Source organism: Serratia sp. 2723 (genome assembly GCF_050434425.1).
Classification (GTDB): Bacteria; Pseudomonadota; Gammaproteobacteria; order Enterobacterales; family Enterobacteriaceae; genus Chania.
Genome location: NZ_JBNDIN010000021.1, coordinates 34,457 through 47,361 on the forward strand (window position 1 = coordinate 34,457; position 12,905 = coordinate 47,361).

A 12,905-nucleotide genomic window follows, 5' to 3' on the forward strand; every position below is an offset into this window, starting at 1 on the left:
GGTGTGCCTGCTCATTCTGACGTTAAATCCCTATTTTCTTTGCGTTCGGGCAAGGCAATCAGCCTGCGATACGTTATGATATTACGCGTTTATAACAGGGCAACCTGTTACCCGATTCAGGTCTTGAGGACAACAACATGACACAGGTTCAGAGCGGCATCCTGCTGGAACACTGCCGTTTTGGCATTTTTATGGAAGCGATGGTGCAGGGCGAATTCGTCGATCTGCGCCAGGGTTGCAAACAGTTTTGTCAGGTGCTCGGCGAGTTGCAGCAACAGTTTCCAGATGCCCATTTAGGGGCGGTTATCGCTTTTGGCTCCGACGTTTGGCACGATCTTTCCAATGGTCAGGGTGCCAAAGAGCTGAAACCTTTCGCACCGCTGGGCAAGGGGCTGGCACCGGCCACCCAACGCGATATGCTGATCCATATTCAATCGCTGCGTCATGACGTTAACTTCACCCTGGCGCAGGCCGCCCTGGCCGCGTTCGGCAACACCATTCGTATTGAAGAAGAAACGCACGGTTTCCGCTGGGTAGAAGAGCGCGATCTGAGCGGCTTTATCGACGGTACCGAAAATCCGCAGGGCGAACAGCGTCCGGAAGTCGCGGTGATTGGCGCTGGCGAAGAAGACGAAGGTGGCAGCTACGTGCTGGTGCAGCGTTATGAGCACAACCTGCGTCAGTGGCAGCGTTTCACCACCGAACAGCAGGAACAGATCATTGGCCGTACCAAACACGACAGCGAAGAACTGCCGCCGGAGCAACGGCCAGATACCTCGCACGTCAGCCGTGTCGATCTGAAAGGAGACGGCAAAGGGCTGAAAATTTTGCGCCAGAGCCTGCCTTATGGCACCGCCAGCGGCAAACATGGCCTGTATTTCATCGCCTATTGCGCGCGCCTGCACAATATCGAACAGCAGCTGTTAAGCATGTTCGGCGAACTGGATGGCAAGCACGACGCGATGCTGCGTTTCAGCCGTGCGGTGACCGGCAGCTACTACTTCGCCCCTTCGCTGACGCGCCTGCTGTCACTTTGATGCGTCTCCTGGAGCCAGTTCTTCTGGCTCCAGGCTTTCCCTCCCTCAGCGGTGAACCGCTCCCCTCCTGCCTTATAGCGTTTGATACTTGAAAATCACTAAACGGTATATAAAAGCGTTACAGGTCTGCATCAAGTTATAAATACACTGGTCAATATCAGGGCATCAGCCCGGCGGTAAGACTCAGTGATAAGGTGCGCAATGAAACATTCCCGGGTTAAAAATACGCTGTTGAAAGGTTGGCTGGTGGCGGCATTGGTTGCCAGCGGTACGGCTTCGGCGGCAGAATTGCTCAACAGCTCTTATGACGTCTCCCGCGAACTGTTTGCCGCGCTGAATCCTGGCTTTGAAAAGCAGTGGGATCAGCAGCATCCGAACGACAAACTGACCATCAAACAGTCACACGCCGGCTCTTCCAAACAGGCGTTGGCGATCTTGCAGGGTCTGCGTGCCGATGTGGTCACCTATAACCAGGTCAGTGATGTGCAAATCCTGCACGATCGCGGCCAACTGATCCCGGCAGATTGGCAGCAACGCCTGCCGAACAATAGCTCGCCATTCTATTCCACCATGGCTTTCTTGGTGCGCAAGGACAACCCGAAAGGCATCCACACCTGGAGCGATTTGGTGCGTGATGATGTGAAGCTGGTATTCCCGAACCCGAAAACCTCCGGTAATGGCCGTTACACCTACCTGGCCGCCTGGGGCGCAGCCAGCCAGGCTGACGGCAACGATCAGGCCAAGACCCGTGAGTTCATGACCCGTTTGCTGAAAAACGTGGTGGTGTTTGATACCGGTGGCCGTGGTGCAACGACGACCTTTGTCGAACGTGGCCTGGGCGACGTGCTGATCAGCTTTGAATCCGAAGTGAACAATATCCGCAAGCAGTACGGTGCAGACAAGTATGAAGTGATTGTGCCGCCGGTCGATATTCTGGCGGAGTTCCCGGTGGCCTGGGTGGACAAAAACGTCGAGAAAAACGGCACCGGGCAGGTAGCCAAAGAGTACCTGAACTATCTCTATAGCCCGGCGGCCCAGCAACTGATCACCAGCTTCTATTATCGCGTCAATGACCCGCAGGTGATGGCGGCGGCCAAGGACCAGTTCCCTGAGACCAAGCTGTTCAGCGTGGAAGATCAGTTCGGCGGCTGGCCGCAGGTGATGAGTGCCCACTTTGCAACCGATGGGGAATTGGATCAACTGTTAGCGGCAGGGCATAAGTAATGTTTTTGATGGCCAGCAAGCGGGTTCTGCCTGGGTTTACTCTCAGTCTGGGAAGCAGCCTGCTTTTTACCTGCCTGATTTTGCTGTTGCCACTCAGCGCGCTGGTGATGCAGCTGGCGCAGATGAGCCTGGCACAGTATTGGGAAGTGATCACCAACCCGCAGGTTGTGGCCGCTTATAAGGTGACGCTGCTGGCGGCTGGCGTCGCCAGCGTTTTCAACGCGGTGTTTGGCATGCTGATGGCCTGGATCCTCACCCGTTACCAGTTCCCTGGCCGTTCCTTGCTGGATGGCCTGATGGATTTGCCGTTTGCGTTGCCTACGGCAGTGGCCGGTCTGACCCTGGCGGGGCTGTTTTCTACTACCGGTTGGTATGGTCAATGGCTGGCCCATTTTGATATCAAGGTTTCCTTCACCTGGTTGGGGATTGCGGTGGCGATGGCCTTTACCAGCATTCCTTTCGTGGTGCGTACGGTGCAACCGGTACTGGAAGAGTTGGGGCCAGAATATGAAGAGGCCGCCGAAACGCTCGGGGCTACCCGCTGGCAGAGTTTCCGCCGCGTGGTGTTGCCAGAGGTTGCTCCAGCGCTGCTCGCCGGGACGGCGTTGTCGTTTACCCGCAGCCTGGGGGAATTTGGTGCGGTGATATTTATCGCTGGCAATATCGCCTGGAAAACCGAAGTGACCTCATTGATGATTTTTGTGCGCTTACAGGAGTTCGATTACCCGGCCGCTAGTGCGATTGCCTCGGTGATCCTGGCGGCATCACTGCTGCTGCTGTTCGCCATTAACACCCTACAGAGCCGCTTTGGCCGCCGAATTGGAGGGCACTGATGGCTGATGTTACCGCCCTGAACGGCGCAGAGCGCCCACGCGTAAATTGGGGAAAATGGACGCTGATTGCCATTGGCGCGCTGTTCTCCATCCTGCTGTTGGTCGTGCCGATGGTGATGATTTTTATCGAGGCATTTTCCTCCGGCGTGGGTGCCGTGTGGCATAACCTGTCGGACCCGGACATGCTGCACGCCATTTGGTTGACGGTGCTGGTGGCGCTGATCACCGTGCCGGTCAATCTGGTGTTCGGTACTTTGCTGGCCTGGCTGGTGACGCGCTTTACCTTCCCTGGCCGCCAACTGCTGCTGACGCTGTTCGACATGCCGTTTGCGGTGTCGCCGGTGGTGGCGGGGCTGCTGTATCTGCTGTTTTACGGCACCAACGGCCCGATCGGCGGCTGGCTGGATGCCCATGACATCCAACTGATGTTCGCCTGGCCGGGTATGGTGCTGGTGACGATATTCGTGACCTGCCCGTTTGTGGTCCGTGAACTGGTGCCGCTGATGATGAGCCAGGGCAGCCAGGAAGATGAAGCCGCCGTGTTGTTGGGCGCTTCCGGTTGGCAGATGTTCCGCCGCGTCACCTTACCGAACATCCGTTGGGCATTGCTGTATGGCGTGGTGCTGACCAATGCCCGCGCGATTGGCGAGTTTGGTGCGGTATCGGTGGTGTCCGGCTCTATCCGTGGCGAAACCTATACCTTGCCACTGCAAGTGGAATTACTGCATCAGGACTACAACACCGCCGGGGCCTTTACCGCAGCGGCACTGTTGACCCTGATGGCGATAGTCACCCTATTTCTGAAAAGCGGACTGCAATGGCGCCTGGCGCGTCAGGATGCGCGTCTCGAGCGGGAGGAAAATCATGAGCATTGAGATTAACGGTATCAACAAGTCTTTTGGCCGTACCAAGGTATTGAACGATATCTCGCTCGATATTCCTTCCGGTGAGATGGTGGCGCTGTTAGGCCCATCAGGTTCAGGCAAGACCACCTTGTTGCGGATTATCGCCGGGCTGGAAAGCCAGAGCAGCGGTAAGCTGGGCTTTCACGGCACCGACGTCAGCCGCGTGCATGCGCGCGATCGTCGCGTCGGCTTCGTGTTCCAACACTACGCGCTGTTCCGCCATATGACGGTTTTCGACAATATCGCCTTTGGCCTGAGCGTGCTGCCACGTCGTGAACGTCCGAATGCGGCGGCGATCAAACAAAAAGTGGAGCAGTTGTTGGAGATGGTGCAGTTGGGTCATCTGGCTAACCGCTACCCATCACAGCTTTCCGGCGGCCAGAAGCAGCGTGTCGCCTTGGCGCGCGCGCTGGCGGTGGAACCGCAGATCCTGCTGCTGGACGAGCCGTTTGGTGCACTGGATGCTCAGGTGCGGAAAGAACTGCGCCGCTGGCTGCGTCAACTGCATGAAGAACTGAAGTTCACCAGCGTGTTCGTCACTCACGATCAGGAAGAAGCGATGGAAGTCGCCGATCGCATCGTGGTGATGAGCCAGGGGAATATCGAGCAGGTAGGTTCACCGACCGAGATCATGCGTGAACCCGCTACCCGCTTCGTGCTGGAGTTTATGGGGGAAGTTAACCGCCTGAACGGTGAAATCCGGGGTTCACAGCTGTTTGTGGGCGCTCACCAATGGCCGTTGTCGTTCCAGCCAATGCACCAAGGCAGCGTCGATCTGTTCCTGCGCCCGTGGGAAATGGAGATTGGCACCGATTGTAGCGCCCGTTGCCCATTACCGGTACAGGTGCTGGAAGTCAGCCCGCGTGGCCACTTCTGGCAGTTGACCGTGCAGCCGATTGGCTGGCATCAGGAGCCTATCAGCGTGATTATGTCGGAAGGCCATGTTGCACCGTCGCGCGGGGACCGTTACTACGTTGGCAGCCTGAATGCCCGCCTCTATGCTGGTGAACAACTGTTACAACCGGTTGCGTTAGCTAAAAGCGCCTGATAATTTCTAACCATACCCATTTAAGGCAACCCGGGGTTGCCTTTTTACATTATACGCAGGCAATGATTGTGACCACGCTGGAACAATGCATCGGTAATACACCGTTAGTAAAACTACAACGACTGGCCGAAGGGCTGGACAGTGAAATCTGGCTCAAGCTGGAGGGCAACAATCCGGCAGGGTCGGTCAAGGATCGGGCCGCGCTGGGAATGATCCAGCAGGCGGAACTGCGTGGTGAAATCCAGCCGGGCGATACGCTGATCGAGGCCACCAGTGGCAATACCGGCATCGCGTTGGCGATGATCTGTGCGATGAAAGGCTACCAGTTGAAGCTGCTGATGCCGGAAAACATGAGCATGGAACGCCAGGCGGCGATGCGTGCCTATGGTGCCGAACTGATCCTGGTCAGCCGTGAGCAGGGGATGGAAGGGGCGCGTGACCTGGCGTTGGAGATGCAGCAGCAGGGGCAGGGCAAAGTGTTGGATCAGTTCAACAATCTGGATAACCCCTACGCACATTTCACCACTACCGGCCCGGAAATCTGGCAGCAGACCGCCGGTCGTATCACTCATTTCGTTTCCAGCATGGGCACTACTGGCACCATTACCGGCGTTGGCGGCTACCTGAAAAGCCAAAATCCGCAGGTGAATATTATTGGCTTACAGCCTGCTGAAGGCAGCAGCATCCCGGGTATCCGCCGTTGGGCCCCGGCTTATCTGCCGGGTATTTTCCGCCCGGAGCTGGTGGATCAGGTGCTGGATATGGCACAAAGCGAAGCCGAGCAGACCATGCGCCAACTGGCGCAGCGGGAAGGTATTTTCTGCGGCGTCAGCTCTGGTGGAGCCGTAGCCGGGGCGTTGCGCATCGCTGTGGCCAATCCTGGCAGCGTCATTGTTGCCATTATCTGCGATCGCGGCGACCGTTACCTGTCTACCGGCGTATTTTCCTAGCTGAGCGATAATCGGTAGGGAGATGTCTGGCTCTCTATCGATTCCCCAACCTCTGCCCTATTATCCCCTCAAGATCGAGTATCCCCTGAGCCATAAACCCCGTCTTTCATTTGTGCCGGGAGAATGTCAATGTGTAAGGATTAGGTAAAACCGGCTGCGTAGCGGGGCAATAGACGCGAAAATGGTGGCAAATCAGCGAAGGAGTGGGCATGAAAATTTTATTGGTCGATGACGATCTGGAACTTGGCACCATGCTGAGCGAATACCTGACGGCTGAAGGATTCAACGCATCTCTGGTGCTGACCGGCAAGGCCGGGGTGGAGGGGGCGCTTTCTGGCGAGTATATCGCGATGATCCTCGACATCATGCTGCCGGACATGAGCGGTATCGACGTACTGCGCGAGGTTCGCAAAAAGAGCCGCTTGCCAATCATCATGCTGACGGCCAAGGGTGACAATATCGACCGGGTGATCGGGCTGGAAATGGGTGCCGATGACTATGTACCCAAACCTTGTTACCCACGCGAACTGGTGGCACGCCTGCGCGCGGTGTTGCGCCGGTTTGAAGAGCAGCCGGAAGCGGTGGATAAAGTTTCTGTCCTGAGCTTTAACGAATTGACGCTCAACCCATCCACCCGCAGCAGTGCGTGGCAGGGTAAGGCGTTCGATCTCACCGCCTCAGAGTTCAATTTGCTGGAGTTACTGCTGCGTTCGCCTGAACGGGTGGTTTCGAAGGATGAACTGTCAGAGAAAGGGCTGGGGCGGCCACGCGAAGCTTACGATCGCAGTGTGGACGTGCATATCAGCAATATCCGCCAGAAGCTGGGCGTGCTAACCGATAACCGACTGAGCATTGAAACCGTGCGCAGTATCGGTTACCGCATCAGGTAATGCCGATGCGTGGAAGACTGTTCTGGAAAATCCTGCTCGGTTTCTGGCTGACGTTTATCATCATGACCCAGGCGCTGTGGGTGACGTTTACCTTTTATGGTAATCGTCATGAGGTTCCGGAAAACAGCATGACCTGGCGTATCGCTAATCTGCAACTGACCTCTGCGGCTTCGGTGCTGCGCAGCAGTGGGATGCCCGCGCTGAATGCAATGGTTGCCAAATGGCCTGAAACCGAACGCCGTTTCTTAAGCGTAACGGCGGCCTTAAAGCCATCGGATGATGAGCCTGGCCAAAACCCACCAACCAACCGGCCAGCGAAAATGATGGTGGAATGGGTAACAGATGCGGATAACCAGAGCTACCTGTTGAGCTACGATCTGGAAGGACTGCGTGCCGAATATCGGCCAGCCAAGCGTTGGCGCCTGCTGAACATTCCGGAGCCGATGCTGTGGGTCGGTGGAGTGGGGGGCTTATTGTTCAGCGCCATGTTGGCCTGGAATCTGACGCGGCCGATGCGCCAACTGCGCGCCGGTTTTGAACGGGTAGCGCAGGGCGATCTGGCGGTGCGGTTGTTCCCGGCGATGCGGCGGCGGCATGACGAGCTTTCTGAGGTGGCTCGTGACTTTGACAGCATGGCCGAGCGGCTGGAGGTGCTGGTCAGCGCCCGTGAACAATTGCTGCATGATGTTTCCCATGAGTTGCGTTCGCCATTGGCCCGCTTGCAGCTAGCCATCGGCCTGGGGCGACAAAATCCGGAGAACGTGGAGAACTCGTTGCAACGTATCGAGCACGAAGCCGGGCGGCTGGACAAGATGATTGGCGAACTGCTGGCGCTGTCACGTACCGAGAACAACGGCCTGTCGGATGATGAAGAGTATTTCGATCTTTACGGGCTGGTAGAGGCGGTGGTTAACGATGCGCGCTACGAGGCGCAGATCCCCGGGGTAGAGATTGTGTTGCAGGCCAGTTCCGACGAGGAATACACCGTAAAGGGTAATGCCGAACTGATGCGCCGGGCGGTTGAGAACATTGTACGCAATGCCCTGCGCTTTTCCAGCCATGGCCAGCGGGTGATGGTGGGGCTGATGCGTATCGACCAGTTGTTCCAGATCCAGGTCAGCGATCAGGGGCCGGGTGTAGAGGAGTCGAAGCTGTCCAGCATCTTTGATCCTTTCGTCCGGGTAAAATCGGCGATGTCTGGCAAGGGCTATGGCCTGGGTTTGGCGATCACGCGCAAAGTGGTGCTGGCCCATGGTGGGCAGGTTGAGGCACACAATGGCGAACAGGGTGGTTTGGTGATCACGCTGCGGGTACCGCGCTGGCCAATTTAACGATAATGCTGCTTGTCCAGATCGTACTTTTTCATCCGCAGGTAGAGCTTTTTACGCGGGATCTGTAAATACTCGGATACCTCATTAATCCGCCCCTGATGCAGGTTCAACGCCTCGGTAATGATCTGGCGCTCATAGTCTTCGATACGTTGATCCAGTGGCACGGGATCGGATCCGTGCAACAGCGGGTTGGCGGTCTCTGCCAATGGCATCACCCCGACGGCAAACAGCTCTGCGGCATTGGCCAACTCGCGCACGTTATTCGGCCATACCCTTTTTACCAAGCGCTTAATCAGGTCGGCTGGCAGGTCAGGCAATGGATGGTTAAGGCGCAGGCAGGCCTGTTCCAGATAGTGGCGGAATAACGGCTCTATATCGTCAGGGCGCAGAGAAAGCGGCAGGCAGGCGATTTGGGTCATGGCAAAGCAGTAATAAAAATCGGGCAGCAGGGTATGCCCGGCGGCCAGTTCCACCAATGGTGCAGCCCCAATGCCGATCAGCCGGAAGGGCAGTGGATCCTGCCCCTGTAGCTGGATCAGCCGCGCCTGCTGGGCGATAGACAGGTGCTCGAGGTGGCGTAAAATCAGCGTCCCGCCGCTTACCTGCTCAATCCATTGTTCTAGCGGTGCCTCACCCCCCGGGGTTAATTCACCCACGATCAACGGTTGTTCGCTGCGATGGCTCATGCGGTGTAAATAACGGGCTGCTAAAGTCCTGCCAACCCCTAACTCCCCTTGCAGGTAAACCGCCAAATCGGTTTCGGCCACCTGCTGCAAACGCACCCGTAGCTGCTTTACCCACTCACTACGGCCAATCAGATTGCTCTGCAGCTGTTCTTGCTGCCAACGACGACGGGCAATGTAAGAACGTCTCTGGGCCAGCGCGGTGGCGACCTGTTCGAGTAGCTGGGCCGGGTTGACCGGTTTTTGCAGGAAGTCCCAGGCCCCTTTTTTCACTGCTTCAACCGCCATCGGCACATCGCCATGGCCAGTGATCAACAACACCGGCAAACAGGCATCGTGAGCGAGCAGTAGCGCCATCAGTTCAATCCCGGAACAGCCAGGCATACAGACATCGCTGATAACGATCCCCGGCCACTCATCGCCGAGCATTTCCTGCGCCTTAAGCGGGTTATTACAGGCCTGAACCTGATAGCCTGCCTGGTTGAGCAGCATGGTATAGGCGTCAAGGACGTCGGCATCGTCGTCGATTAACAGAATATGCGCTTGTTGGCTTAACATGGTTCATCCACCGGTTGAAACTGTAAAACGACGCAGGCGTTCTGCGTCAGCGTAGAGGCCAGATGCAGGCTGCCGCCCATTTGCTGCATCAGTGAGAGCGAGATGGACAGGCCAATCCCCAAACCCACCGATTTGCTGGTGGTGAACGGCTTGAGTAACGATTCGGCCCGCGTCAGCGGCCAGCCTGGCCCGTTATCCCACAGCATGATCTGCCAACCGGACGCCTGGCGTTGCCAGCTTATCTGCAATTGCGGCCGCTCCTGGCAGGCATCCAGCGCGTTACTCATCAGATTGACCAGCACCTGCTGAATGCGCACTTCATCACCTAGCACGCATGGATCGCCCGCTGGTAGCCGCAGTTCTCCTTGCAGCGGTTGGTGGCGTAGAGCCAGCAACTCCCAGGCGGCAAGCAATGACTGGCGCAAGTTCACCGGCTGAGAGGGGCTATCCTGCTCAGTGCGCCGGGTGAACTGCCGCAGCATGCGGATGATGGCATCCATACGGCCAATCAGACCATCGGCTTTGGTCAGGGCCAGCGTGGCCGCCTCTGGCTGGTGTTTCTCCACCGCATGGCGAGCGGTAAACAGGTACATTGACAGGGCATTGAGCGGTTGGTTGATCTCATGGGCCAAGGTGGTCATGGTCTGTCCAACCACGGCCAGTTTGGCGGCCTGCACCAGTTCATCCTGTGTGGCACGCAAATGCTGTTCAATGCCCTTACGCTCGGTGATTTCCTGCTCCAGCCGGGATTTTTGCTGATTCAACTGGCCCAGGGTGCGCCGCAGCAGGCGTGCTATGCGGCCCAGCTCATCACCACCGTAAACCGGGATCGCCGCGTTGGTTTCCCCAAGACCGATGCGTACCACCACCTGGTTAAGCAGGGTAAAACGCTTGACCAGGCGGGAACGGATAAAGTAGTGATTGAGCAAATATACCAATAACATTGCCAGCAGGGTGGCGATCACAATTAGCCTGCCGCTGACGCGGATGATCTGCTCCAGGCGGTGGTTAAAGGTCTGCATCTGCTGGTGGCTGTTACTCAGTTGCGATTCCAGCTGTGTGCGAAAGCGGGCAAGCGTGGCCTCCTTGGCTTGAGTGGCCAACGTAAGTGCCCGTTGCGCCTGATGATAGTTTTTCATCGCTGCGGGCATACTGTTATCGGCAATGCCGGTCTCCAGCAATTCGTCGATGGTTTGCCGCAGCGTGATGGTGCTGGGATGAGCCTGCAACCCCTGCATATTCTCGTTCGCCGTTTTTTGCAGATAGGCGAGGTAACGTACATGCTCGGCAACCGAAGTGGGCTCTTCAGCACCGGATTGTAGCTCGTTGAGGCGATCGCGCAGGGCATCGGCGATCTGGTTCTCGATGCGTGCGAGGGCATAGACTTGCTGCTGCTCGCTTTGCACCTCGCGCAAACTGGCCTGCAAGCGGGGGAGTGTCTGGCCAGATCCCGTCTCCATCTGATCGAGCAAAGCCCCCTGTTGCCAGCTGAAATCCTGCACCAGCGAATTCAGTTCGGTGGTGAAGTCATCATGTAGCCAACTGATGCGCGCGGCGATCTCATTGACCTTTTCCCCGGCGATAAACATGTTGTACAGCGCGTTGTCCAATCGGCTCAATAACTGGCGGCTTTCTGCCAGCGTCGCCTGAATTTGCTGACGTTCGGGGTTATCCAACTGCATGCTGGCCTGCTCGATTTGCTCCAAATGACCGACGATCTGATTTCTCAACTGTAGGCGGGCGTTGGTATTGGCGGCCTGCAGAAATTCATTCAGCTGATCGACCAGCGTGTTCAGATTGCTTTCGATCACGAACGAAGATTGGATGCGCGGAAAGTAATCATCCAGCGCATAGCGGACCTGCGAGCTTTGCTCATGCCAGGAGTACAGGCTGACCCCGCTGACGGTAAGCGTCAGCAACGCGCCGGTAAGAAACGCTCCCCGCAGGCAGGCGCTGATGCTCAGGCGTTTGAAGAAGCGCGGCAATAAACGGCTCATTTTAACTCTTCCAGCGCCTTGATGGCTTTTCTCTGCTGTTGCTGAAAGAACAGTTGCCATTCCATGACCTGCTGCTCGCTCTCGCTACGCGCCGCAAACAGTTTAAGGTACTGTGGATCTTCGCTTTGGGCCTGGGTGACGGGAATGGCGGTCAACAACGCGCGGATCTCCGGCAAGGGCCGCTTGAGGCGGCTCTCTGCGCCATGCAACGCTTTCCAGGCGTCCTTGAGCTGAGACAGGCGGAAGCTGATGGCTGTATCAAACAGCTTTTGTACCAGGCGTTGACGTTGCAGGATCAGGGAGTAATTCAGCGGTGGCCGTTGTAACAGCTTTTGCTGCTGTGCGAAGCGTGGGCTGTTGGCCGGCAGTGGAACCACCGGGTATTTTCCCGTGCTGGTATCGGCCAGAACCCGCTGCCCCTGCGGGCTGAGCAGAAACTGAATAAAGCGCCGGGCCTCAGCGGGATAATGGCTGTTGTTTGTCACGGCAATATAAGTGGGAGAGGCTGCTGCCTGGGGGAAATAATGGAAGGCCAGATGCGGATCGTCAAGCAGCAAATTGGCGTAGTTGTCGATAATCGGTCCGACGGAACCCAGGCCGCTTTTGACTTTATCCGCCACGCCAAAGCTGCGTGAGGAGATGGTGATCAGGTTACCGGCCGCCGATAGCATCGTTTGCCAGCCAGATTGCCATCCCCGTTGTTGCAACAGCGACTCCACCATCAGGTGGTTGGTATCCGAGCGGGAAGGGCTGCTCATCAGCAGGGCACCCTGGTAGCGGGCATCGGTCAGATCGTCCCAATCGTCTGGCAACGGCAGCCGTTTCTCTGCCAGATTGGTGCGGTTGATCAGCAGGCCAAAGCCCGAAATGGCCACCGCTACGGCGGTATTGCGGATAGGTTCAGGCACCAGTCGCTGTGACTGTTCCGGAGCACTCTCATAGTTGGCCAGGCGCTGATGCTGTTGCAGATGCTGGAGCAGCATGGGGGAAGAAGTCAGCACCAGATCGACGTTGTCACTGCCGGTGCTGTCGAGCAGTTGTTCCAGGGAGGCGCTGGTGCGGTTCAGCGTGCGGATGACCACCGACTGGGGCTGACCTTGCCAACGGCTGATGAGGTAGGCGGTTGCCTCTGGTGAAAAGGTGGTGGCCATCACCAGCTCATTTCTTTTGGCGCAGGCAGAAGTGGATAACAGCCAGCAGGCCATTGCTGTAAAAATGAGCATTGCACGCATAATAAAACTCTCCCTGGACCTCATCGTTTGTGATCTTATTCATAAAATCGCAAAAACGATAAAAATAACCCGCAAAACATTTGGGACAAAAATATTTTTCGTGAACCAATGGGATTTAACCGGGGTTATAACGTTGACGAAGTCAGGATATTACCATTGATAGCCGCTCAATACTGTTAACGTCTTCAAAAACATCACCACTTGTGGGCTGGCTGGG

Annotated in this window: 11 protein-coding genes and 2 pseudogenes; 10 read left to right on the forward strand and 3 right to left on the reverse strand. The window is 56.8% G+C overall.

The window, feature by feature from the left end:
- Positions 1-137 precede the first annotated feature (137 nt).
- The 9 genes and pseudogenes from ABIE29_RS22365 to ABIE29_RS22405 all read left to right on the forward strand — a co-directional run.
- Complete coding sequence (locus tag ABIE29_RS22365; protein WP_429621409.1) at positions 138-1,037, forward strand: Dyp-type peroxidase; 900 nt, start codon at positions 138-140, stop codon at positions 1,035-1,037.
- A gap of 201 nt (positions 1,038-1,238) precedes the next feature.
- The gene (locus tag ABIE29_RS22370) at positions 1,239-2,261 is read left to right on the forward strand and encodes a sulfate ABC transporter substrate-binding protein (protein ID WP_429621411.1); all 1,023 of its coding nucleotides are present in this window, start codon (positions 1,239-1,241) and stop codon (positions 2,259-2,261) included.
- Positions 2,261-3,094, forward strand: coding sequence for a sulfate/thiosulfate ABC transporter permease CysT (cysT, locus tag ABIE29_RS22375; RefSeq protein WP_429621413.1), 834 nt, complete (start codon positions 2,261-2,263; stop codon positions 3,092-3,094). The genes ABIE29_RS22370 and cysT overlap by 1 nt, the downstream gene beginning before the upstream one ends.
- Positions 3,094-3,969, forward strand: coding sequence for a sulfate/thiosulfate ABC transporter permease CysW (cysW, locus tag ABIE29_RS22380; protein ID WP_021807067.1), 876 nt, complete (start codon positions 3,094-3,096; stop codon positions 3,967-3,969). The genes cysT and cysW overlap by 1 nt, the downstream gene beginning before the upstream one ends.
- Positions 3,959-5,047, forward strand: coding sequence for a sulfate/thiosulfate ABC transporter ATP-binding protein CysA (cysA, locus tag ABIE29_RS22385; protein WP_429621415.1), 1,089 nt, complete (start codon positions 3,959-3,961; stop codon positions 5,045-5,047). The genes cysW and cysA overlap by 11 nt, the downstream gene beginning before the upstream one ends.
- A gap of 68 nt (positions 5,048-5,115) precedes the next feature.
- The gene (cysM, locus tag ABIE29_RS22390; RefSeq protein ID WP_429621416.1) at positions 5,116-5,997 is read left to right on the forward strand and encodes a cysteine synthase CysM; all 882 of its coding nucleotides are present in this window, start codon (positions 5,116-5,118) and stop codon (positions 5,995-5,997) included.
- 209 nt (positions 5,998-6,206) lie between these two features.
- On the forward strand, positions 6,207-6,887 hold the full coding sequence (locus ABIE29_RS22395) for a response regulator transcription factor (RefSeq protein WP_429621418.1): 681 nt from the start codon (positions 6,207-6,209) through the stop codon (positions 6,885-6,887).
- 5 nt (positions 6,888-6,892) lie between these two features.
- A pseudogene (locus tag ABIE29_RS22400) lies at positions 6,893-7,121 on the forward strand (sensor histidine kinase); the annotation flags it as partial.
- A gap of 92 nt (positions 7,122-7,213) precedes the next feature.
- Positions 7,214-8,218: pseudogene (locus ABIE29_RS22405) on the forward strand (ATP-binding protein); the annotation flags it as partial.
- Here the strand turns inward: ABIE29_RS22405 and pgtA are convergent.
- Genes pgtA through ABIE29_RS22420 form a run of 3 tightly spaced genes read right to left on the reverse strand, consistent with a single transcriptional unit; the run spans position 8,215 to position 12,688 of the window.
- A complete protein-coding gene (pgtA, locus tag ABIE29_RS22410) occupies positions 8,215-9,459 on the reverse strand; it encodes a two-component system response regulator PgtA (protein WP_429621420.1) in 1,245 nt (414 codons plus the stop codon). The pseudogene ABIE29_RS22405 and the gene pgtA sit on opposite strands and share 4 nt — an antisense overlap.
- Positions 9,453-11,456 carry a two-component system sensor histidine kinase PgtB gene (gene pgtB, locus ABIE29_RS22415; protein WP_429621422.1) on the reverse strand — a complete coding sequence of 668 codons (2,004 nt, stop codon included), beginning with the start codon at positions 11,454-11,456 and terminating at the stop codon, positions 9,453-9,455. The genes pgtA and pgtB overlap by 7 nt, the downstream gene beginning before the upstream one ends.
- Entirely contained in the window at positions 11,453-12,688 is a 1,236-nt protein-coding gene (locus ABIE29_RS22420; RefSeq protein WP_429621424.1) for an ABC transporter substrate-binding protein, read from the reverse strand. The genes pgtB and ABIE29_RS22420 overlap by 4 nt, the downstream gene beginning before the upstream one ends.
- Here ABIE29_RS22420 and ABIE29_RS22425 point away from each other — a divergent pair.
- Complete coding sequence (locus ABIE29_RS22425; protein ID WP_429621459.1) at positions 12,600-12,848, forward strand: hypothetical protein; 249 nt, start codon at positions 12,600-12,602, stop codon at positions 12,846-12,848. The genes ABIE29_RS22420 and ABIE29_RS22425 overlap by 89 nt on opposite strands.
- Positions 12,849-12,905: the final 57 nt, after the last annotated feature.